The sequence below is a fragment of the Rheinheimera sp. genome (assembly GCF_030690345.1).
Classification (GTDB): Bacteria; Pseudomonadota; Gammaproteobacteria; order Enterobacterales; family Alteromonadaceae; genus Alishewanella.
On sequence record NZ_JAUYGV010000001.1, the window covers coordinates 165,891 to 187,653 of the forward strand.

The window sequence follows — 21,763 nt, forward strand, 5'->3', positions numbered from 1 at the left end:
AAACCCAATGCTGTTACCCCGTACTACCGCACTGCTTTTTGCTACTACGCTGATATTCACTACTCAGGCTCAGGTTGCCGGCTCCGGCCGCGCCGCTCAGGTTATTACCGCGCCTGTCAGTTTTGAGCAGCAAAACAGCAGAGTAGAGGCAGTGGGAACAGCAGAAGCATTGCAATCGGTAGTGGTATATCCGGCCGTTGCCGATAAAGTTACCGCTGTAAACTTTGTGCCCGGCCAGTTTGTGCAGCGCGGTGATATTTTATTGCGCTTAGATGACAGACGGCAACAGGTTGCGGTAGACCGTGCCAGCATACAACTGGCCGATACAGAGCGCACCCTGGCCAGATTACAAGAAAGCCGCAAACGCGGAGCTATTGCACAAAGCGAGCTGGACGATGCCATTACCAGCCGTGATCTCATGCAGGTACAACTGACACAGGCCAAAACCGAGCTGGAAGACAGAACCGTGCGCGCGCCGTTTGCCGGCGTAGTGGGTCTGACTGATGTGGAGCAGGGCGATCGGATTACCCTGCAAACAGCGATCACCACTATTGATAACCGCAAACAGTTGCTGATTAATTTCAGCGCGCCGGAGGCCGCCTTAGCCATTTTACAAGGCAATGCCAGTGTGGAGCTGGAACCCTGGCAAGCGCAGGAACAACGTATCAGCGCTGTTATTCAGCAGGTAGACTCGCGCATCGACAGTGTTAACCGCAGTATCCGCGCCAGAGCTTTACTGGACAATACTGAGGATCTGTACCGGCCCGGCATGAGTTTTCGGGTTATCTTGCAACTGGCCGGCCGGGAATATGCCGTTATACCTGAAGCCGCCTTATTATGGGGCGCAACCAGTGCCTATGTTTGGCTGGCCGATAACGGTACGGCAAAACGGGTTGACGTACAAATTCGCCAGCGTTTAAGCGGCCGTTTATTGGTATCCGGTGCACTTAAAGCCGGTGACGAGCTGATTGTTGAAGGTGTACAAACCCTGCGTGAGGGCCAGGCTGTTAACGCGGTACTGTCGCCGCAGTCGTTAACCGCGGCTAAGGACAACAGTTTATGAGCCGGCCTTTACCTCAGAATGACTTACCTTCACTGGCTATTCGTCGCCCGGTACTGATAGTAGTACTGAATTTACTGATTATTATTGCCGGCTTTGCTGCACTTAACGCCATAGAAGTGCGTGAATTACCTGATGTGGACCGGCCTATAGTGTCGGTTACCGCATCTTTCCCCGGCGGCTCACCGGAAACCGTTGATACCGAAGTCACCAGCAAGCTTGAAGGCGCTGTAGCACGGGTCAGTGGCGTAAAGTCGATTAATGCCTCCAGTGAAGAAGGCAGCTCGCGGGTGCGGGTAGAGTTTCGCCCGGGCATAAACCTGGATGATGCCGCCAACGAAACCCGCGAAGCCGTCAGCAGGGTGCAGCGCGAATTGCCGCAGGCGGTAGAGCAGCTGTCAATCATTAAAGCCGATAATGACGCAGAAGCTGTGGTGAGTTTAGCCGTATCCAGCGAAACTCTGGATTTGGAAACCCTGACCGAACGGGTAGAAACCGATTTAGCGCCATTATTTTTAAGTATTCCGGGTGTAGCCGATGTGCGTCTGAACGGCGATCGTGAACGGGTGCTGCGGGTGGTGCTGGATCCGCTGCGGTTAACCAGTTTTAATCTTGCGGTTACGGATGTGGCCGCGGCGCTGCGCCAGGCGCCCTTTGATGTACCGGCCGGTAGCATGAAATCCACCGATCAGCAGCTTATCGTCCGCGCCGATGCCACCTCCATTACCGCCAGGCAGGTAAGCGATATTATTGTCAGTGGTAATACCCGGGTTGGTGATGTGGCTACAGTGTATTTTGGCCCGGCCGATGCGCAAAGTTTAGTCCGGCTGGATGGCAAACCGGTAATAGGCCTCGGCGTGATCCGCCAGGCACGCTCCAATACCATTGAGATTTCGGATGAAGTGCTGGCAATGGTTAGCCAGCTGGCAAGCCGCTTTCCCGAGCTGCAAATTCAGGTAACGTCGGATGATGCGGAATTTATCCGCGGCTCGGTAAAAGAAGTTATCACCTCCTTGTTACTTACGATAGCGTTAGTGGTAGCCACACTGTGGCTGTTTATCGGCTCCGGCCGCGCCACTATAGTACCGGCGTTGTCGATCCCGGTGTCGTTGATTGGCGCGCTGGCAGCCATTTGGTTAATGGGTTTCTCCATTAACATTCTTACCTTACTGGCGCTGGTGTTGGCAACGGGGCTTATTGTTGATGATGCCATAGTCGTTACCGAAAATATCCAGCGCCGGCGCAGCATGGGCCTGGGCGCGCGGGCAGCCGCAGTTATTGGTACCCGTGAAGTGTTTTTTGCCGTGGTAGCCACTACTGCAGTGCTGGTGGCGGTGTTTGTGCCTATCGCCTTTTTGCCGTCAACTGCAGGGCGTTTATTCCGTGAATTTGGCGGCGTGCTGGCTATCGCCGTGATCATTTCCTCCTTTGTGGCTTTATCGCTGGTGCCGGCTTTAACCGCAAGGTTACCGCTGAAACAGCACAGTCGTAATATGTTTGCCGGTATCGGCAATAAAGTACTGGATGGCTACCGGCGCAGCCTGCATGTGGCGCTGGACAACGCCTGGTTGGTGTTTATCGCCAGCCTTATTGCGGCCGTGGCGGCGATAAGCCTTTACACCGTGCTGGATAACGAGCTGATGCCGGCGGAAGATCGCGGCTCGATACGCATTTTCGCCCGCGGCCCGGACGGGGTAGGCCTGAACTTTATGGACCGCCAGGCCGATAAGATGGAACAGATTTTATTGCCCTATGTTAACGGCGGCAATATCGACTCTATTTATACTGTGGTGGGCCAGTGGGATCCGAATTTGGTATTTATAACCGTACCGCTGAAAAACTGGAGCGAGCGTGACCGCTCACAACAAGACATTATCGATGAGATAAGCGGCCCGTTAGCTGCTATTCCCGGCGCGCCGGCACGGGCTTTTGGCTCAAACAGCCTGAATTTACGCGGCCAGGGCGGTGGCCTGGAGCTGGCACTTACCGGCGAAAGCTACAGCGCTATTTTTGCTGCGGCCCAGGCGTTTTCAAAGGTGATACAGCAACAACTGCCGGAGCTTGGTATGCCGCGTATTTCATATCAACCTACCCAACCGCAACTGCGGGTAAATATCGACCGGCGCCGCGCCGAAGAGTTAGGCGTGCCGTTATCTGATATCGCAACAACCTTGCGGGTGGCGATTAACGGCGATGATTTGGCCGACCTTAATGTAGGCGATCAAGCTATACCGGTGATCCTGCAGGCCGATGCGACACAGGTTAAAGATCCCACCGATCTGGCGAATTTATACGTCGGCTCAAACAACGGCACTTTAGTGCCGTTATCCAGCCTGGCCTATATCTCAGAAGAGGGCGTGGCCGCAGAGCTGGAACGCCAGGCGCAGCGGCGCGCTATCGAGATGGAAATGGAATTACCGCCCGGCGTGTCTATTCAGCAGGTGGTAGAGCAACTGCGCGCGTTGGCAGAGCAGCATCTGCCGGCCAATATCGGCTTAGTGTTTTTGGGCGAAGCGCAAACCTTTGAAGAAACGGCCCGTGAAGTCACGCTAACCTACGTACTGGCGTTTATTATTGTGTTATTGGTGTTAGCCGCCCAGTTTGAAAGCCTGAACAGTGCTGTGGTGGTAATGGCTACGGTGCCGTTTGGTATTGCTGCGGCTTTATTCGCGCTGTTTCTTACCGGTACCTCGATCAATATCTATTCGCAAATTGGTTTGGTGATGCTGATAGGTTTACTGGCAAAAAATGCTATTCTGCTGGTCGAATTTGCCGATCAGCTGCGCGACCAGGGTTATAAGGTACGTGAAGCGGTAGAAAGCGCCGCCAGTATCCGGCTGCGACCGATTATTATGACGCTGCTGTCGACCTTACTGGGTGGCCTGCCGTTAATTTTGTCCAGTGGTGCCGGCGCGGAAGCCCGTAACGCTATTGGCTGGGTAGTATTTGGTGGCCTGGGCATTGCGGTTATTTTTACGCTGTATTTAACGCCGGTACTGTATTTAGCCCTGGCCAGATTCGCCAAACCACGGGCAGATGACAGCAAACGGCTGCAAACCGAATTAGACCAGGCTGAGCAGCTGGAGCAAGCTTAAGGAGATTATTATCAGTCGTATCAGCGCAGAGGCAATACCCGGCAACGCGGACTTATGGTTTTTGCCACTTGGCGGTACCGGTGAAATAGGCATGAACCTGAATTTGTATGGTCATGCCGGCCGCTGGCTGATGGTTGATTGCGGTGTCACCTTTAACAGCCCGCTGGCACCACAGCGTAATGAGCAGCAAGCCGGTGGCGGGCAAGCTGAAGTATTGGCTGCTGATCCGGCGTTTATCAGCGCACAACAACAAAATTTGTGCGGCATTGTCATTACCCATGCGCATGAAGATCATATCGGCGCCTTGCCACAGTTGTGGCAGCGCTTTAACTGCCCGGTGTACACCACATCGTTTAGCGCAGAAATATTACGCCGTAAATTGGCCGGCAGCGCGCTGCTGGAAAAAATGCCGATTATCGAGGTGCAAAGCGGCGCTACCCTTAATGTGGGCCCGTTTTGTTTGCATTGGTTGGCCATTACCCATTCCATACCCGAGCCGCATGCATTGCTGATTAAAACGGCTGCCGGCACAGTATTTCATACCGCTGACTGGAAAATGGATGCCGGCCCCATTACCGGCCGGGCCTTTAAACCAGCGGTGTTTAAACGCTTGGCGCAGCACAATATTACTGCCATGGTATGTGACTCCACCAACGCGTTGCGCGAGGGTTTTTCAGTGTCGGAATCAGACTGTGCGGCAGCGCTGCATCAGGTAATTAAAGCCGCAACCGGCAGGGTGGTGGTAAGCGGCTTTAGCTCCAATGTTGGCCGGCTTATTTCTTTGGCGCGCATTGCGGCAAAAACCGGCCGTTACCTGGCACTGCTGGGCCGTTCGCTGAATAATATGGTAGGCGCCGCCCGTGCTACCGGCTATTGGCCGGATGAGTTAACCGTGGTAGATGCCGGCCATATCGGTTATCTGCCAAAAGAAGAAGTGCTGGTTATTGCCACCGGCTCCCAAGGAGAACCACGGGCCGCGCTTAGCCGTCTTGCTGATGATAATCATCCGTTATTGCTGCTGGAGCAGGGCGATTTGGTTATTTTCAGCTCCATTATTATTCCCGGCAATGAAATGCTGATTAGCCGCCTGGTAGAAAAGTTTAACGCGCGTAATATTCAAACTTTGCAAAGCCACAATACCGCGCTGCCTATTCATGTGTCCGGTCATCCGAATCGAGGCGAGCTGGATTTACTTTATCGCTGGGTGCAGCCGCAAATAGCAGTACCGGTGCATGGCGAAGCCGCGCATTTAGCAGCCAATGCCACTGTGGCCAAAGCCGCCGGCGTGCCGCAGCAACTTACCGGTTTAAACGGTGATTTATTTGTGCTGGCACCGACACCACGTTTGTGGCCGGGTTTTGCCAAAACGGGGCGCATTGCGATAAATTCACATTGAGCTTAAAGGCCTAAGCTTACGTAACCACAGGTAGTTTCGCCAAATGAAACCAACATAAAGTTATTGCTGATTATTGCAGGTGGTTATGTCTTCAGATTCAAAAGTGCCGGTAAACCGGTTGTCGCGGTTTGGTAATCTGGCTTCGTTAGCCGGCCGTGTTGCCGGTGGCATGCTGGCAGAGGGCGCGCGTCAGTTGGCTCAGGGCAACCGGCCTACCAAAGCCGGTATGTTGTTTACGACTGATAACGTGCGCCGCGTAGCCGACAAACTGGCGCATATGCGCGGTGCGGCAATGAAAGTAGGCCAGTTGCTGTCGATGGATGCCGGCGATATGCTGCCGGCGGAGCTAACTGATATTCTGGCCCGCTTACGTGCCAGTGCCAACCCTATGCCGGCTAAACAGCTGACACAGGTTTTGCAATCTGAACTTGGCAGTGACTGGCTGCAGCACTTCAGCGATTTCAGTTATCAGCCACTGGCGGCGGCATCAATCGGCCAGGTGCATCAGGCATATCATGATAATGGTCGCCGGCTGGCCGTAAAGGTGCAGTATCCGGGTGTAAAACATAGTATCGACAGCGACGTTGATAATGTTGCTACCTTGCTGCGTATCAGCGGCTTATTGCCGGATACGGTGGATTATCAAAGCCTGTTGCAGGCAGCCAAACAGCAACTGAAAAACGAAGCCGACTACCTGCAGGAAGCCGCTTATCTGCAGCGCTATCGTAATTTTTTACAACACGACAGTGCCTATTTACTGCCAGAGCCTTTACCCGGCATCAGCACCGCTAATCTCCTTTGTATGAGTTATGTTGAAGGTGTAGCAATAGAGTCGTTACAGCAGGACAGCCAGGCAGAGCGCAACCGCGTTATGCAGTTGCTGTTTAGTTTGCTGTTTCGGGAGCTATTTGAGTTTAAACTGGTGCAAACAGACCCGAACTTCGCTAATTATCTGTATAACCGCCAAACAGGGCAACTGGTATTGCTGGACTTTGGTGCCTGTCGTGATTATCCGCCGGCAATAAGTAACGCGTATCGAAGTTTGTTTGCTGCGGCAATCGCAGAGGACTGTTCTGCAATAGATAAAGCTTTGACAGATATCGGCTTTTTCAGTAGTGATATATTGCCGGAGCAAAAACAGGCCGTACTTAATTTAGTGCTGTTAGCCTGCGAGCCGTTAAAGCAGCAAAGCTTTGACTTTGGCCAAAGCGATTTAGCTAACCGGCTGCGCGAAGCCGGCACAGCCTTAAGCTTTAAACAAAACTACTGGCATACACCGCCGGCTGATGCGCTGTTTTTACACCGCAAAATTGCCGGTTTGTATTTACTGGCGGCGCGGCTTAATGCCAGTGTTAATCTGCGTCAATTATTGCAACCCTATTTACTGCCGGAGACAGAATGACACTTTACCGCCATTGCCTGAGTACTGCAGGGCTCATTTGCCTGCCGGTGCTGGCAGAGCAACCGGCATTACCGCTGTGGGAAGCCGGTTTAATCGGTATTAATGTAAACCAGTTGGCGTACCCTGGCTCAGATCAGCTGGTACGGCGTAATTTTGTCTTACCGTATCTGGTGTACCGTGGCGATATAGTGCGCGCCGATCGCGAGAATGTTGGTTTACGCGCCTTTAAAACTGCTACTTTAGAGTTGGATGTGGGTTTTGCCGGTTCTTTGGGCTCGTCAGATGCTGATATCCCCGTACGCGACGGGATGAGAGATCTGGGTACTTTGGTAGAAGCCGGGCCACGCTTACGCTGGACCTTAAGCGATGATGTGTTGGGTGCACGGCTAAGGGCCGATTTTCCGCTACGTGCCGTGTTCGATTTAAGCAACAGCTTAAAATACAACGGTGTCAGCTTTGAACCGGGTTTGTACGCCGACATCACAACCGCTGCCAATACCTTTTACGCACTTGGCGTCAGCGCGCTGTTTGGCAGTGAAAAACTCAGCGATTATTTTTATCAGGTATCGGCCGCCGATGTAACTGCACAGCGGCCGTTGTTTGATGCCAAAGCCGGTTTAATCGCTGTACGCGGCTCGGTAAGTGCCGGCAAAAGGTTTACAGATAAATGGCGTGGCTTTGGTTTTGCCCGCTATGAATCTACCCGCGGCGCTAAAAATGCCGACAGCCCATTGCTGGTGCAAACCGGGGGCTGGTCATTCGGCGTGGGTATTACCTATATTTGGGCAGAGTCGGCGCAAAAAGTCCGTTATTAACCCGCTGAAAAAGCGGCGGGGCTCTGTGTTTGCTGTGGCATAACAGGCCAACCGCTGTCTTTGCAGATCAGAGTTTAAACGGGACAAAATCGTCGCTGCTATGCCGCTCCGGCAATTGCGGGCCGTCGCCCCAATTGCGGTTAACAATACAACCGCGCTTCACAGCAGGGCGCTGATCAATTTGTTTGGCCCAGCGCATTAAATGCTTATAGCTTTGCGTATCCAAAAACTCAGCGGCATCGTAGGCGCGGTTTAACGCTATGCCGCCATACCAAGGCCAAATGGCCATATCGGCAATGCTGTACTCGTCGCCGGCAACAAACTCATGTTTTGCCAGTTGTTTATCTAACACATCTAACTGACGCTTGGTTTCCATGGCATAGCGGTTTATCGGGTACTCAAACTTTTCCGGCGCGTAAGCATAAAAGTGGCCAAAACCACCGCCAACAAAGGGCGCGCTGCCCATTTGCCAGAACAACCAGTTTAATACTTCAGTGCGTTTGGCGGCGTCTTTGGGTAAAAAGGCGCCGAATTTTTCCGCCAGGTACAACAATATAGAGCCGGATTCAAATACACGGCTGCCGGTAGTGGTATCGAGCAGCGCCGGAATTTTAGAATTGGGGTTTAGCTCAACAAAACCGCTGCCAAATTGGTCGCCGTCTTTAATGCTGATAAGCCAGGCGTCATATTCAGCAGCGCGGTGGCCTGCGGCCAGCAGCTCTTCGAGCATAATGCTGACTTTAACGCCGTTGGGCGTGGCCAGTGAATACAGCTGCAACGGGTGTTTGCCTTGGGGCAACACTTTATCGTGGGTGGCGCCGGACACAGGGCGGTTAATGCTGGCAAACTGGCCGCCGTTTTCTGCATCCCAGGTCCAGACTTTAGGTGGAGTGTAATTAGACATTAATGCTCCCTGATTTCGTGTTAAGTGTGCTGTGCTTTAATTTACATTACTAAACAGATATTGGCTTAGCACTCCGTCTTTACAAGGCCAGCCTGAATCTGAACAAAGAGGTTTTAGATCTAAGGCATATTCATTTCGAATATAGCCAGATGAAATAGCCGCATAAACTAACGCAAAGGATTGACGCAAAAAGACCTTTTTGCAAGATGCAGAGATAACCATAATAATATGCCCCTTAGGATATAACCCGCTATGTCGCTAAAACGTTGTAAAACTGCAGGGTACTTTTCATTGCTACGCAGCGCGGTATTAACCACAGCGCTATTGCTTAATGCTTGCTCATCGTCAGTGGCAGAGCGCGTCAATACTGTGGCTGTTGATGCATCGTCCACTGGCGCCGCGCAAAGCAATGTTAGCTATTCCAGCGTGGTAGCGCTGCCTGTAAACAATAAGTACGTAAAGCTGGCTTATGGCACTGCCCCTTTGCAGTTTGGCCAGTTGTATCTGCCACCCCGGACGAGCCGGGCCGCTACAAAAGCGCCATTGGTTATTTTTGTCCATGGTGGTTGTTGGTTAAATGCTTACGACATTAAACATAGTAATGCCTTTAGTGAAGCACTGGCAAAGACTGGTTATGCCGTGTGGTCATTAGAATATCGCCGTATTGGCGACGAAGGAGGGGGCTGGCCGGGCAGTCTTACCGACGTTCAACAAGGCATTGCTTTTGCGCAAACTTCACTGGCAGGGTTCGGTGTTGACAGCTCACGTATTGTCATTAGCGGCCATTCCGCCGGTGGCCAGTTAGCGTTATTGGCCGGTAGCAAAAATGCCAGTCCGGCAATTGTTAGTGTTATTGGTTTAGCGGCGATAACCGACATGGTAAGTTACGGCAAAGGGGACAATAGTTGTCAAAATGCTACTGCGCAATTTATCGGTGGCGATTACAATGTTATGCCTGAACGGTATCAACAAGCCAGTGCGCAGCAGCAAGTTATGCACAGTTCAACGTTATTGTTGCAAGGCAGCGCTGATAACATTGTGCCGCCAAGTCAGGCTAGCCAGAGTGGTATTCCTTATAAGATGGTTGAAAACGCCGGGCACTTTGATTGGATCCATCCGCAAACCACTGCGTACAGGCAGTTTATTTTATCGCTGAAGGAGCTGTTACCACTGTGAATACGCCACTAGATTACGCTCAGCTGCAACAATATGATGCGCAAGATGCGCTTGGTACAAAGCGCGCCGCCTTTGAACTACCACAAAACACTATTTACCTGGATGGCAATTCGCTGGGCGCGATGCCAAAAGTTGCCGCTATGCGGGCGCAACAAGTGTTAGTTACACAATGGAGCCAGGATTTAATTAAAAGCTGGAACAGCCATAGCTGGATTGATTTACCAAGCACGGTAGGTGAAAAAATAGCCCGCTTAATTGGTGCGGCACCTGGCCAGGTGATTAGCTGCGATTCCACGTCGGTAAATTTATTTAAAGTGCTTAGCAGTGCCATGTTATTGCAGCCAGGACGCAACATTGTGTTGTCACAAGCCGGCAATTTCCCTACGGATTTGTATATGGTAGAGGGTCTCGCCAGCTTACTGGGCGAGCAAAATTGCCAGCTACAGTTGGTTGATAACAGCGCGTTAGAAACTGCATTAACCGAACAGGTGGCGGTTTTAATGCTAACGCAGGTTGATTTTCGCAGCGGCCGCTTGCTGAATATGCAGCGCCTAACCCAACTGGCGCAGGACAAAGGCATACTGGTAATTTGGGATTTAGCCCACAGCGTAGGCGCACTACCAATAGAACTTGATGCGTGCAATGTCGATTTTGCTGTTGGTTGTGGTTACAAATACCTTAATGGTGGTCCGGGCGCACCGGCTTTTTTATATGCCGCCAGACGTCATCATGCGCAAATCAGCCAGCCATTAAGCGGCTGGATGGGCCACAAAACGCCGTTTAGTTTTGATAAACACTATGAAAAGGCGCCGGGTATTATGCAGTTTCTTACCGGCACACCGCCAGTGTTATCCATGAGCGTGTTAGATGCGGCCTTAGAGGTATTCAGCGATGTTAATCTGGCAGCCTTAAGAGAGAAATCTCTGGCGCTAAGCAATTGTTTTCATCAATTAGTACTGCAGCATAGCTGCTTAAACGATTTGCAGTTATTAACACCATTAAACCCACTGCAGCGGGGTAGCCAGCTGGCATATCGCCACCCCGATGCGTATGCGCTGTGTCAGGCATTGATTAAGCAAGGCGTTATAGTCGATTTTCGCGCACCGGATATACTGCGGCTGGGCTTTACCCCGCTGTATTTACGTTTTATCGATATTTGGACCGCGGTAGAAATACTGGCAGATATTGTACGTAGCGGAGAATATCAACAAGCCTGCTATGCCGTTAGACACAAGGTAACCTAGGTGCTGAGTATAAGATGGCTGGACAGCTTAACTGCGGTTACTGCGTCACAGTGGGATGCTTTGTTTACGCAAGATGATGACAACCCATTTTGCCGGCATGCGTTTTTACTGGCGCTGGAGCAGGGCGGCAGTGTTGGTGCCGGCGCCGCTATGCATCACAGCGGCTGGCAGAGCCAGCACCTTACGCTGTGGCAGGACGACGTGTTGCTGGCCGCGGTACCGGGCTATATTAAAAGCCACTCTTATGGTGAATACCTGTTCGACTGGCAAATTGCCGATGCCTACCGCCAGTATCAGCTACCTTATTATCCGAAATGGATAGCGGCGATTCCCTTTACGCCGGTAACCGGGCCCAGGCTTGGCGTGCTGAGCAGCAACCTTATCGACAGCCTGTTGCCGCATATCTGTGCCGCACTACAGCAGCGCCTTGCCGCGCAGGATGTTTGCAGTGTGCAGTGGCTGTATACCAGTGCGCAGTTACAGCAAAGCCTGACTGAGCACGGTTTTTTAGCCCGGCACGATGTGCAGTTTTTATGGCAAAACGCCGGCTACCGGCAGTTTGATGATTTTTTACAGCAACTTGACGGCCGTAAGCGCAAACAACTTCGTAAGGAGCGCAGCCGCACGGCGGGTTTTCGCATTAAAACTCTGCACGGCAACGAGCTTAGTGCTGCACACTGGCAGGCGGTTATCCGCTGCTACCAGGCTACCTATTTAAAACGCTCCGGCCATCAGGGCTATATCAGCCCGCAAAGCTTTATGGCGCTGGCGGATACTATGGCCGGCAACATATTAGTGTTTGCTGCTTTTGCCAGCAGCTCTGAAGAGCACAGCGCAGAGCAGATGATTGCCGCTGCGCTGTGTTTTAAAAGTGGCGATACCTTATACGGCCGCTACTGGGGCGCGCTTGTCGATGCTGAGCATCTGCATTTTGAGCTGTGTTATTACCAGGGCATTGAATACTGCATCAGCCAGGGCCTGCGCTACTTTGATGCCGGCGCCCAGGGCGAGCATAAACTTAAGCGCGGCTTTGAACCGGTACTGCGTTATGGCAGCTATCTGTTTGCTGATACGCCGTTAAGTGGTTCTATAAGCGCATACTTTCAGCAGGAAACTACACATCTGCAAGCGTACCGCGCACAGGCGATGCAGGCTTTGCCGTACAAAAAAATATAACTCTGAGACAGCAACTTTAAAGCAGCGCTACGGCGCTAATTTGCAGTACGCCGGAACTGCAGCAAGCGGTTATTCGCCGGCATGCTGTGATCCTGCTGTAAGCTAAAACCGGCCGCGCCGGCTAAAGCTGTAACTTCTGCTATATCGCGGATCCCCATCGCGGGGTCTCGGCTTTTTAAGCTGGCATCAAAGGCGCGGTTACTGTCGCTGGTAAAGCGGCCGTTATAATTAAAAGGTCCGTAGATACAAAGCGTTGCCTGAGGTGTGGTTAAATAAGTTAAGCGTTTGAAAAACTGCTCAACCACCGGCCACGGCATAATATGCAGTGTATTGGCGCTAAACAGCGCATCAAACTGCTGCTGTGGCAGTGCATCAGCGCTGATATCCAGCTGCAACGGCAAGGGCAGGTTAGGCAAAGCTGCACGGCGCAGCCTTTCGGTTAAACCGGGCAAATACATCGCCTGGTCCGACGCCTGCCAGCGCAGATGCGGCAAAGCAGCAGCAAAATGCACCGCATGCTGGCCGGTACCACTGCCCACTTCCAACACGTTTTTATGACTAGCAAACGCCTGTTGCAACACCGCTAAAATCGGCGCTTTGTTGTTTTCACAAGCCTGCGAGAAGGGCAGATCGCTTTGCATTAATTTGCTCGCCTTGTCAGAAATTCAGTGCAACACCGGTACCCAGCAATGACATATCACTTTCAAACTGATAGCTAACGTATAAATCAATCATCGGTGTTATGCGGTACCGTGCAGCTACATCGCCAACAGTGCTGCTTTCTCTGTCCGAGCCGTCACTGTAACGCAGCGCTGCAGACAGCTCAAGATTGTGTATTACGCGATAACGAAAACCGGCAGCGGCCTGAAAGCCATTGAAGGTGTCTTTTTCAAAGTCGACTACTCTGACTTCTGAACGGATATAACCGGCTTCAAAAAATGAATCGATGTTGTTTGTAACAGTTTGGCGCAAACCCAGGCCCAGTTCTAACTCAGACACCTCCAGTTCCAGGCCCATAATATCGCCTATTACATCAAGATCGCCGGACACGTCGTTGTAAGACGCATGCAGGTATATGGTGTCAGACAATAAATAACTGCCGTTAAGCTGATAACCATCCAACTCAATGTTGTCACTGCCGCTATTTTTAAGCGTCATTCTGGCAAAGCCGGCACTGACATAATCCCAGCTAATGTCCGGCGTAGCAGCCGGGTTCCAACGAATGTCAGACGTGTTGGCCTGTACAGTAAAAGCAGAGCAGCCCAAAGCGGTCAGAGCCAGGCCAGCGATAAGTGACTTCATAAAACCTCTGTTGTGATCTAAGGAAAATAAACGCCAACAGAGTAGCATCTTTGCAGTAAATAAGTGAACGTGTTCAATGGCAGAACCCTCAGATTTTAAAAACAATTAAAGAGAAAAGATAACTTGCCGACAACAAGTTAATAACTCAAACCGCAAGGGCAGTGGTGTGAAAGTTAACTCGCAGCATACAAATCCAATATCGCAAATTATCCCGAACAGTTCTGTAGCGGAAATCCACAAGCCGCTAAATAGTAAAGAGCAGTTAAACAGAGAACTTGGGCGACTGGCAGCGGATATTTATCACCAAGGTGAACACCAGCAACCTGAGCCGGTTTACAACAAGGCGATGACGATAACAATGGCTGGTGCTTTGCTGACTAAAGAAGCCGAAGAGCAAGCAATAACTGATATTTCCAGGGCAAGCGCCAATCTTTATATGCCAAGCGGTGAGGTATCCAAGTCTGTTGAAAAAATGTTCTCTCAATATGGCAAGATCATGGCATGGATAGCCAGCGAACTACCTTCTTTAGCCAATAAGAACTGGGGCCTGTCAATTAATCAATCAGGTGAACCGGAAGTTACAGGCTCACTCAGCGATGCTGAAAAAGCATTAATAGCTGAAAAATTTAATAGTAACGAAGATTTTGTAGCAGCCGCTAAAGACTTTAAGTCTGGCTACCTGAAATACACTGAGCTCAGCGTAAGAGGCTGGTCAAACTATGACGTAAATGAAGAGAATTTTTCTAAGGTATTTGATTTAAAGGAGATATTGGACAACGTACAAGGCAATGAGGCTTTTAAAAAAGCCTGGGGTAAAGACTTTAGCTGGCTTGAGCTAAACGATAATATTTCAGCTCAACTCAGACGAAATGCGGAAAAACTTTAATCTTTTGCAGAAGGAGGAGCAGCAGACAAGCGTTTAGTTAATTATAAATATCATTTAACATAATATACATTATGGGATATTAAGTGTTTACGGTTAAACAGGCTATTGCCATCAGTTCTGCATCCTAAAATCTCTGCTGTGTTGTTATGAATTCAATTCAGGCTTTTCATTTAGGTTTAACGCTGTAAAATGCTGTCATACTGTTTTTACCTTAAAGGCTGTGTATGGCACTTACTATTCGCCCCAATGATGAACAACTGGACATTTTAGCCAAAGCGCAGCGTATGACTGCGGAGCTTACTTACTCTAAAGCTATCTTTAAAGGCCTTGCCGAATATGTGCAGCTGAAAAAAGACTTTGATGAGCTGGAGAAAAAACATAACGCTTTGGCACATGCCCACGCCGAATTAAAAGAAACCGTAACCCTGTACGTTATGGCCAAAACCAAGCTGGAGCGTTTGCTGGAAACCAAAGCGCCTGATTAGGCGCCTTTCTTTGTTTAATAGCTAACTAAGCTTGTTTAGCAATGTCTACCGGTTTTATCCCTACCTGAATAGCTTCGCCGGCTTCGTTTACCTGGCGTACTGTAAGTAACAGTTGATCTAACCGCACCTGGTCGCCGATAACCACGCGGCGGTGAAAACGTTGCGCTATGTAGGTAGCCAATGTTTGTTGCTTGTCTTCGTCGGCAAAGTTTATCGTGTAGAACGCATCTAAATCGCTCAGGCTGATATCGCCATTAAGCACGAAATCACCGAAGAAGCTGCTGTTACTCAGTACCGATTTCTCTGCATCTTTGGCCAACACTTCACTGATTTTTTGTACATGCTTTAACTTGGCCAACACCATTAAGGTGTCGTGAGCGTTAAATACCGGTTTTTTCTCCGGCAGGATCCATTCACCGTCGCGTATTACGCCTAAAAACTGGATTGGCTGTTTAAAGGCTAAATCTTGCCAGCTTAATGCCAGCACCGGTGAGGTATCGGTTACTTTAAACGCCAGTACTTCCATGACATCGTTACTGGGTACGGCGTCCAGCGGCATGGCCTGGTCCGGTGCCAGTTCGGCCGGCACTTCCAGCTTTAACCAACGTGCTACCGGTACTATGCTCCAGCCTTGCACCACTAAAGAGACAATCACCACCACAAAGGCAACGTCGAAATACAGATGTTCATCCGGCATGCCGGCTAACCACGGGAACAACGCCAGAATAATCGGTACCGCACCGCGCAGGCCTACCCAGCTGATAAACAACTGATCGCGCGCCGGAAAACGAAACGGAATTAAGCTGAGAAACACCGCGACCGGTCTGGCGATAAAGATCAGGATCGCGGCTAATATCAATGCCGGCACCAGGTGGTTCATTAAATTACTCGGTACTACCAGCAAACCCAACATCAGGAACATGCCAATTTGGCTGATCCAGGCTAAACCATCGTGCATGCGCAGGATATGGATAATTTGCGGTAATCGGGCATTACCCACCAGATAACCCATTAAATACACGGCTAAAAAGCCGCTGCCACCAAAGGAGTTGGTCAGCGCATAAATAAAGATACAGCTGGCCACTGCCAATAACGGGAAAAAGGCAAAGCTAAGCGGCAGTTTACGGCATAAAAACACAAACACCCGCCCTGCTGCATAACCCATAACCCCGCCGACCACGGCTTGTTGTAAAAAGGTGGTGGCCACTTCCCAGCTTAGCGTTTTGCCTTCGGCCAGCACTCCCACCAGGGTTAAAGTCAGTATTACCGCCATCGGATCATTACTGCCCGACTCAATTTCCAGCGTTGAGGCCACCCGCTCTTTAATACGCAGGCCTTGTGACTGGAAGATAGAAAATACCGCTGCAGCATCGGTAGAGCTTAAAATTGCGCCGAGCAATAAGCCCTGCAACAAGGTCATATCTAATAAGTAAGCCGCAGAAACGCCGACAATGCCACAGGTTAACACTACGCCAAGCGTGGCTAACATTGATGCCGGCGCCAGGGCGACGCGAAAACGCTCCGGGTGGGTACGCATACCGCCGTCGAACAGGATGATCACCAGCGCGATAGAGCCGATTAAAAATGCCACCTGCGGGTTATCGAACTGAATGCCAACCAGGCCTTCTTCGCCGGCCAGCATGCCAATAACAAGGAATATCAATAGCATAGGCGCGCCAAGGCGCGCCGAAATAAGCGTTGCTATAATACTGATTACAAAAAGAAGACCGCCAACTAATATTGCGAGGTTTATGCCATCCACCCTAACCTCCTGATTAATTAAGCGTTTGAAAGCTCCCGTACTATGGCGTTAAGCGCGTCCAGTGGCTGTGCAGCCTTGGTAATGGGACGGCCGATCACCATATAATCGACACCTGCAGCCAGTGCCTGAGCCGGTGTCATCACGCGTTTTTGGTCGTCCTGGCTACTGCTGGCCGGACGAATACCCGGGGTCACCAGGCAAAAATCCTTGCCAAACTGTTGCTTTAACAGTGTAGCTTCCTGTGCTGAACACACCACTCCGTCTAAACCGGCCTTATGCGTTAACCCGGCCAGCTTTACCACCTGCTGTGCCGGTGTCAGGTTAATACCCAGCTCGGTCAGGTCGCTCTGCTCCATACTGGTTAACACCGTAACAGCAATAAGGTGAGGTTTATCAGTACCATAAGATACCAGAGATTCACGCGCGGCGCTCATCATTTTGCTGCCGCCACTGGCGTGCACATTAACCATCCAGACGCCAAGATCGGCAGCAGCTTTAACGGCTTTGGCTACGGTATTGGGGATATCGTGAAATTTTAAATCGAGAAACACATCAAAGCGGCGCTGCTGTAATTCCTGCACCAGCTGCGGGCCAAAATGGGTAAACATCTCCTTGCCCACTTTTAGCCGGCATAAGGCAGGATCCAGCTGGCTGACTAAGTTCAGCGCTGCGGCTTTTTGTTCAAAATCAAGGGCGACCACCACCGGGGTTTGACAAGACATCTGCTTTCCTTTCTAACGACCGTCAATGCCGCGAATGGGTTCTACACTTTCCCATTGCTGACAAGACGGACACAACCAATAATGTTTGCGGGTTTTAAAACCGCAGTTGCGGCAACTGTATAACGATTTTTTTTCCAGATAGGCGTTCACAAGCTCTTCAACTGAGGATAACACCTCAGCCGCCGGTGCCGATTGCTGCTGGCGAATTTGTAATAACTGCTGGAACAAGCGAATACCGGGTTGCTGTTTTAGTTTATCAAGCAAAAATTGCTCGGCAGCCGTGGCGGAACCGTGCTCAGCCAACCAGCGCGCCAACAATACTATGGCGGTAATATTATGTTGTTTATTCGCCAGTTGGCTTAGCAGCTGATACCACTCATCATCTGCCAGGTCGCATTGCTGCAGTAGCGGCAGTATTTCGGCACTCCACTGTGGTTTATGTTCCACAATATACAGCAATGCTGATTTAGCCAGTGCCGTTTGTTGACGGCCAAGCGCCAGTTGGGCTAACTCAAACTTTGGCCGGATAGCCGCCGGGTAATGCTCTGCCAATTGCAGCAGTGTGTCGGCGTCTTGTTGCGGCAACTGCTTAAGAGCTTCAATTTGCATATTCGCCTGGGCAATACGCAACGAGCGTGAATCGGTATTATCTACCGCGGCACTGTATTGCACGGCTTTGTGCCACTCGTGGGTGGCAATAAAGATACTGAATAACTGCTTTAATGCGTTCTCGGCCAGTACCGGCGATTTTACCAGGTTAACCAGCAGCTTTTCGGCTCTGTCATATAAACCGGCGGAGAAATAGTCTTTTGCCAGTTCAAACTGAATTTGTTGTGCCTGTGGCTTGGGTAGCTTTAGCTGATGTAACTTTTCATGAATGCGGATCGCCTTATCCCAATCGCCTTTGCGGCGAAACAGGTTGGCCAGTGCCAGATAGGTTTCAATGGTAGCCGCTTCGATATCCAGCAGTTCAAGCAACTGCTCTATCGCTTTATCTTCCTGATCTGTCAGTAAAAAATTTAAACCGGATGACAAATTGCGGGTAATATTGGCGCGGCCTTTCAGCTCTTTATGCTTAACGCTATTGCGGCCCATAAACCAACCATAGGCTGCTGCCACCGGTAATAACAAAAACAGCAGCTCTAACATAGGCTAGCTGTTTTCCGTTGATTTACGCAGCCAACCCTTAGCTTTACGTTGCAATGAGTACAGCAGAGCTATCATCAGGCCAAGTACAATGCCCAATAACAGGAAGATCAGTGCAATGTCGACAACTCTTAAGCGGGCACTGATAACAAGAAGGTGTAAATCAGCCAGTTGCTGATTAATAGAGCCAAACAGCACCCCTACTACAATCAGGGCTACTATTACGGCGATATAAAGTAGTCTGCGCAAGGGAAACTCCGTTCACGCCTGCAAACTCAGGATAATGAGGTTCAGGTATTGTCTTTTACGCGGTCACGTAATTCTTTGCCCGGCTTGAAATGCGGTACATATTTACCGTCCAGTTCAACTTTATCACCGGTTTTAGGGTTACGCCCTACACGTGGAGCACGGTAGTGCAATGAGAAACTGCCAAAGCCACGAATTTCAATACGTTCGTTGCCAGCTAATGACTGTGCCATCTGCTCGAGGATTTCTTTAACTGAAGCTTCAACATCCTTGACCTGAATATGGGGGAAATCAGTAGCTAATTTTTCAATTAATTCAGATTTGGTCATAGACCCTCCGGCAAACCTGCGGTTGGATAAAGCAGGAGGCACAAGCCCCCTGCTTTGCTGGCAATTAATCCTGCTTCTGAGCAGCTTTAAATGCTTCGGCCATAGCGTTACCACCAAAATCAGCTTCTTGTTGCTTGCTGTTGACAGTATCCATAGCTTCTTTTTCTTCAGCTTCGAACTTCGCTTTGATTGACAGGCTGATTACGCGGTTTTTGCGGTCAACACCCATTAAACGAGCTTCAATTTCTTCGCCTACTTTCAGTACCGTAGTGGCATCTTCAATACGCTCACGCGCGATATCAGATACACGAACATAACCTTCTACAGCACCTTCTAACATAACAGTAGCGCCTTTAGCGTCAACGGCAGTTACTTCACCTTTAACGATAGCACCTTTTTTGTTGTCAGCAAGGTAGCCGTTGAACGGGTCTTCGTCCAGCTGCTTGATACCTAAAGAAATACGCTCGCGCTCAGGGTCAACTTGTAACACAACTGCGTGTACTTCGTCGCCTTTCTTGAATTCACGAACCGCTTCTTCGCCAGTGGCGTTCCAGCTGATGTCTGATAAGTGAACCAGACCATCGATGCCGCCGTCTAAGCCGATGAAGATACCGAAGTCAGTGATTGACTTGATCTTACCGCTTACACGATCACCCTTGTTGAAGCCCTTAGCGAACTCTTCCCATGGGTTGGCTTTACACTGTTTCAGGCCTAAAGAAATACGACGACGTTCTTCGTCGATTTCCAGAACCATAACTTCCACTGAATCACCTAAGTTAACCACTTTAGATGGGTGGATGTTCTTGTTGGTCCAGTCCATTTCTGACACGTGTACTAAACCTTCAACGCCTTCTTCGATTTCTACGAAGCAGCCGTAATCAGTCAGGTTAGTTACGCGACCAGTAATGCGGGCGCCTTCAGGGTAACGTGATGCGATAGCGGCCCATGGATCTTCACCCATTTGCTTCAGACCTAAAGATACACGTTGTTTTTCGCGGTCGAATTTCAGTACTTTTACCGGAATTTCGTCGCCAACATTAACGATTTCGCTTGGGTGCTTAACGCGCTTCCATGCCATATCTGTGATATGCAGTAAGCCGTCTACGCCACCTAAGTCTACGAATGCACCGTAGTCAGTCAGGTTCTTAACGATACCTTTAACTTCCATGCCTTCTTCCAGCGTTTCTAACAGCTGGTCACGTTCATGGCTGCTTTCTGATTCAATAACCGCACGACGTGATACCACCACGTTGTTACGCTTCTGATCCAGCTTGATAACTTTGAACTCAAGTTCTTTGTTTTCCAGGTGCAGTGTGTCACGCACCGGACGTACGTCTACTAATGAACCAGGCAAGAATGCACGAATACCGTCAACTTCAACTGTGAAACCACCTTTAACTTTACCAGTGATAACACCGATAACAGTTTCTTTGTCTTCACAGGCTTTTTCCAGGCGTACCCAGGCTTCGTGACGTTTGGCTTTTTCGCGAGATAACAGGGTTTCACCGAAACCGTCTTCAATCGCATCTAAAGCAACGTCAATGATGTCGCCAACGCTTACTTCGATTTCGCCGCTCAGATTTTTGAACTGCTCAACCGGAATAGCGGCTTCTGACTTCAGGCCGGCGTCAACCATGACGACGTCTTTCAGAACGGCTACAACAGTACCTTTAACAATGGCACCCGGACGGGTTTCGATAGACTTGAGGCTTTCCTCAAATAATTGTGCAAAATTTTCAGTCATATTCACTTTTTCAGTTAAGTGCGCCACAGAACATCATGTTCGTATGGGGTTGCTAAATTTACCTGTTTAAATCCGTTTAACAGGCTGTCCAAAATGCGGTTTTGGCCTGGTTCACACCACAGCGGGCAATTTCATCCCGGCGTAGTTCAGTACCTCTTCCAACACTTGTTCAATCGATTTATTGGTCGAATCCAGCATATAGGCGTCGGCAGCTGGTTTCAGCGGCGCGGTGGCACGGTTAATATCGCGCTCGTCTCTGGCCTGGATTTCGTTCAAAAGGTCGCCGATATTAACATCAAAGCCCTTTTCTTTCAACTCTAAATAGCGCCGTCTGGCGCGCTCTTCCGCGCTGGCTGTTAAAAAGATTTTAACGTCTGCCTGCGGGAAAACCACAGTACCCATATCACGGCCATCGGCCACTAAGCCCGGTGCTTCAGCAAAAGCACGCTGACGCCGCAATAAGGCTTCACGCACCCTGGGTAACGAGGCTATTTTCGATGCCAGGCCGCCGACTTCTTCGGTACGGATAGTGTGTGATACGTTCTCGCCTTCCAGCGTAATACGCACATTGCCCTGTTCATCACTGCTGAACTGTACGTCCAGATGAGCCGCTAACGGCTGCAGGGCTTCTTCATCGTCACAGGGAATATTATGGTGCACAGCGGCAAGGGCCAGTACGCGGTAAATTGCGCCACTGTCGAGTAATTGCCAGCCTAAACGTTGTGCCAGCAGGCGACAAATTGTGCCTTTGCCGGAACCGCCCGGGCCATCGATGGTAATTACTGCTGCAGAGTGTGGCATCCTACCCCCTTCCAAACTACTGGTTAATCGGATTTCAAAACCGCAGTATTATACAGCTTTTTGCGACAAAAT

20 protein-coding genes are annotated in these 21,763 nt (G+C 50.3%); 10 read left to right on the forward strand and 10 right to left on the reverse strand.

The window, feature by feature from the left end; translation table 11 throughout:
- The first annotated feature begins 7 nt into the window (after window positions 1-7).
- The 5 genes from Q8O77_RS00755 (at window position 8) to Q8O77_RS00775 (ending at window position 7,768) form a co-directional block, all read left to right on the forward strand.
- The gene (locus Q8O77_RS00755) at window positions 8-1,063 is read left to right on the forward strand and encodes an efflux RND transporter periplasmic adaptor subunit (RefSeq protein WP_305550737.1); all 1,056 of its coding nucleotides are present in this window, start codon (window positions 8-10) and stop codon (window positions 1,061-1,063) included.
- Entirely contained in the window at window positions 1,060-4,155 is a 3,096-nt protein-coding gene (locus Q8O77_RS00760) for an efflux RND transporter permease subunit (protein ID WP_305550739.1), read from the forward strand. The genes Q8O77_RS00755 and Q8O77_RS00760 overlap by 4 nt, the downstream gene beginning before the upstream one ends.
- Before the next feature lie 91 nt (window positions 4,156-4,246).
- The gene (locus Q8O77_RS00765; protein WP_305550741.1) at window positions 4,247-5,551 is read left to right on the forward strand and encodes a ribonuclease J; all 1,305 of its coding nucleotides are present in this window, start codon (window positions 4,247-4,249) and stop codon (window positions 5,549-5,551) included.
- 85 nt (window positions 5,552-5,636) lie between these two features.
- Window positions 5,637-6,953, forward strand: a complete 1,317-nt coding sequence (locus tag Q8O77_RS00770) for an AarF/ABC1/UbiB kinase family protein (protein ID WP_305550743.1) — start codon at window positions 5,637-5,639, stop codon at window positions 6,951-6,953.
- Window positions 6,950-7,768 (forward strand): MipA/OmpV family protein, encoded by an 819-nt coding sequence (locus tag Q8O77_RS00775; protein WP_305550745.1) that lies wholly within the window; start codon window positions 6,950-6,952, stop codon window positions 7,766-7,768. The genes Q8O77_RS00770 and Q8O77_RS00775 overlap by 4 nt, the downstream gene beginning before the upstream one ends.
- Before the next feature lie 67 nt (window positions 7,769-7,835).
- On the opposite strand, the gene yghU is transcribed toward Q8O77_RS00775, so the two are convergent.
- Window positions 7,836-8,672 carry a glutathione-dependent disulfide-bond oxidoreductase gene (gene yghU, locus Q8O77_RS00780; RefSeq protein ID WP_305550747.1) on the reverse strand — a complete coding sequence of 279 codons (837 nt, stop codon included), beginning with the start codon at window positions 8,670-8,672 and terminating at the stop codon, window positions 7,836-7,838.
- Window positions 8,673-8,924: 252 nt separating this feature from the next.
- Here yghU and Q8O77_RS00785 point away from each other — a divergent pair, with 252 nt between their 5' ends.
- From Q8O77_RS00785 to Q8O77_RS00795, 3 genes are read left to right on the forward strand one after another with little or no spacing between them, the layout of a single operon-like run.
- Entirely contained in the window at window positions 8,925-9,848 is a 924-nt protein-coding gene (locus Q8O77_RS00785) for an alpha/beta hydrolase (RefSeq protein ID WP_305550749.1), read from the forward strand.
- Window positions 9,845-11,092, forward strand: coding sequence for a kynureninase (gene kynU, locus Q8O77_RS00790; protein ID WP_305550751.1), 1,248 nt, complete (start codon window positions 9,845-9,847; stop codon window positions 11,090-11,092). Before Q8O77_RS00785 ends, kynU begins: the two co-directional genes overlap by 4 nt.
- Window positions 11,093-12,268, forward strand: coding sequence for a GNAT family N-acetyltransferase (locus Q8O77_RS00795; RefSeq protein WP_305550752.1), 1,176 nt, complete (start codon window positions 11,093-11,095; stop codon window positions 12,266-12,268). It abuts the gene before it with no gap.
- A gap of 35 nt (window positions 12,269-12,303) precedes the next feature.
- On the opposite strand, the gene Q8O77_RS00800 is transcribed toward Q8O77_RS00795, so the two are convergent.
- Together Q8O77_RS00800 and Q8O77_RS00805 are read right to left on the reverse strand one after the other, a co-directional pair.
- Window positions 12,304-12,909: a DUF938 domain-containing protein gene (locus tag Q8O77_RS00800; RefSeq protein WP_305550753.1), complete on the reverse strand. Its 606-nt coding sequence runs from the start codon at window positions 12,907-12,909 to the stop codon at window positions 12,304-12,306.
- Between the two features lie 16 nt (window positions 12,910-12,925).
- On the reverse strand, window positions 12,926-13,570 hold the full coding sequence (locus tag Q8O77_RS00805) for an outer membrane beta-barrel protein (RefSeq protein WP_305550754.1): 645 nt from the start codon (window positions 13,568-13,570) through the stop codon (window positions 12,926-12,928).
- Between the two features lie 166 nt (window positions 13,571-13,736).
- Between Q8O77_RS00805 and Q8O77_RS00810 the strand changes: the two genes are divergently transcribed.
- Together Q8O77_RS00810 and Q8O77_RS00815 are read left to right on the forward strand one after the other, a co-directional pair.
- Window positions 13,737-14,456, forward strand: coding sequence for a hypothetical protein (locus tag Q8O77_RS00810; RefSeq protein ID WP_305550755.1), 720 nt, complete (start codon window positions 13,737-13,739; stop codon window positions 14,454-14,456).
- Between the two features lie 224 nt (window positions 14,457-14,680).
- On the forward strand, window positions 14,681-14,941 hold the full coding sequence (locus Q8O77_RS00815; RefSeq protein ID WP_305550756.1) for a hypothetical protein: 261 nt from the start codon (window positions 14,681-14,683) through the stop codon (window positions 14,939-14,941).
- 25 nt (window positions 14,942-14,966) lie between these two features.
- Here Q8O77_RS00815 and Q8O77_RS00820 read toward each other — a convergent pair whose 3' ends face one another.
- From Q8O77_RS00820 to cmk, 7 genes are all read right to left on the reverse strand, one after another.
- Window positions 14,967-16,703, reverse strand: coding sequence for a potassium/proton antiporter (locus Q8O77_RS00820; RefSeq protein WP_305550758.1), 1,737 nt, complete (start codon window positions 16,701-16,703; stop codon window positions 14,967-14,969).
- A gap of 17 nt (window positions 16,704-16,720) precedes the next feature.
- On the reverse strand, window positions 16,721-17,425 hold the full coding sequence (gene pyrF, locus Q8O77_RS00825; protein ID WP_305550759.1) for an orotidine-5'-phosphate decarboxylase: 705 nt from the start codon (window positions 17,423-17,425) through the stop codon (window positions 16,721-16,723).
- A gap of 12 nt (window positions 17,426-17,437) precedes the next feature.
- Entirely contained in the window at window positions 17,438-18,574 is a 1,137-nt protein-coding gene (locus Q8O77_RS00830) for an N-acetylglucosaminyl transferase (RefSeq protein ID WP_305550760.1), read from the reverse strand.
- Between the two features lie 3 nt (window positions 18,575-18,577).
- A complete protein-coding gene (locus tag Q8O77_RS00835) occupies window positions 18,578-18,820 on the reverse strand; it encodes a DUF1049 domain-containing protein (RefSeq protein WP_305550761.1) in 243 nt (80 codons plus the stop codon).
- A gap of 41 nt (window positions 18,821-18,861) precedes the next feature.
- Window positions 18,862-19,188 (reverse strand): integration host factor subunit beta, encoded by a 327-nt coding sequence (gene ihfB, locus Q8O77_RS00840; protein WP_305550762.1) that lies wholly within the window; start codon window positions 19,186-19,188, stop codon window positions 18,862-18,864.
- Window positions 19,189-19,210: 22 nt separating this feature from the next.
- Window positions 19,211-20,890 (reverse strand): 30S ribosomal protein S1, encoded by a 1,680-nt coding sequence (gene rpsA / locus Q8O77_RS00845; protein WP_305551688.1) that lies wholly within the window; start codon window positions 20,888-20,890, stop codon window positions 19,211-19,213.
- Between the two features lie 111 nt (window positions 20,891-21,001).
- Window positions 21,002-21,691 (reverse strand): (d)CMP kinase, encoded by a 690-nt coding sequence (gene cmk, locus Q8O77_RS00850; RefSeq protein WP_305550764.1) that lies wholly within the window; start codon window positions 21,689-21,691, stop codon window positions 21,002-21,004.
- Between the last annotated feature and the right edge of the window lie 72 nt (window positions 21,692-21,763).

Coding starts and splice junctions, on each gene's coding strand:
- Q8O77_RS00805 (WP_305550754.1), bottom strand. CDS start 13,570: ATGAAGTCACTTATCGCTGGCCTGGCTCTGACCGCTTTGGGCTGCTCT.
- Q8O77_RS00765 (WP_305550741.1), top strand. CDS start 4,247: ATGAACCTGAATTTGTATGGTCATGCCGGCCGCTGGCTGATGGTTGAT.
- cmk (WP_305550764.1), bottom strand. CDS start 21,691: ATGCCACACTCTGCAGCAGTAATTACCATCGATGGCCCGGGCGGTTCC.
- Q8O77_RS00770 (WP_305550743.1), top strand. CDS start 5,637: ATGTCTTCAGATTCAAAAGTGCCGGTAAACCGGTTGTCGCGGTTTGGT.
- rpsA (WP_305551688.1), bottom strand. CDS start 20,890: ATGACTGAAAATTTTGCACAATTATTTGAGGAAAGCCTCAAGTCTATC.
- Q8O77_RS00815 (WP_305550756.1), top strand. CDS start 14,681: ATGGCACTTACTATTCGCCCCAATGATGAACAACTGGACATTTTAGCC.
- yghU (WP_305550747.1), bottom strand. CDS start 8,672: ATGTCTAATTACACTCCACCTAAAGTCTGGACCTGGGATGCAGAAAAC.
- Q8O77_RS00785 (WP_305550749.1), top strand. CDS start 8,925: ATGTCGCTAAAACGTTGTAAAACTGCAGGGTACTTTTCATTGCTACGC.
- Q8O77_RS00800 (WP_305550753.1), bottom strand. CDS start 12,909: ATGCAAAGCGATCTGCCCTTCTCGCAGGCTTGTGAAAACAACAAAGCG.
- Q8O77_RS00775 (WP_305550745.1), top strand. CDS start 6,950: ATGACACTTTACCGCCATTGCCTGAGTACTGCAGGGCTCATTTGCCTG.
- Q8O77_RS00755 (WP_305550737.1), top strand. CDS start 8: ATGCTGTTACCCCGTACTACCGCACTGCTTTTTGCTACTACGCTGATA.
- Q8O77_RS00760 (WP_305550739.1), top strand. CDS start 1,060: ATGAGCCGGCCTTTACCTCAGAATGACTTACCTTCACTGGCTATTCGT.
- pyrF (WP_305550759.1), bottom strand. CDS start 17,425: ATGTCTTGTCAAACCCCGGTGGTGGTCGCCCTTGATTTTGAACAAAAA.
- Q8O77_RS00830 (WP_305550760.1), bottom strand. CDS start 18,574: ATGTTAGAGCTGCTGTTTTTGTTATTACCGGTGGCAGCAGCCTATGGT.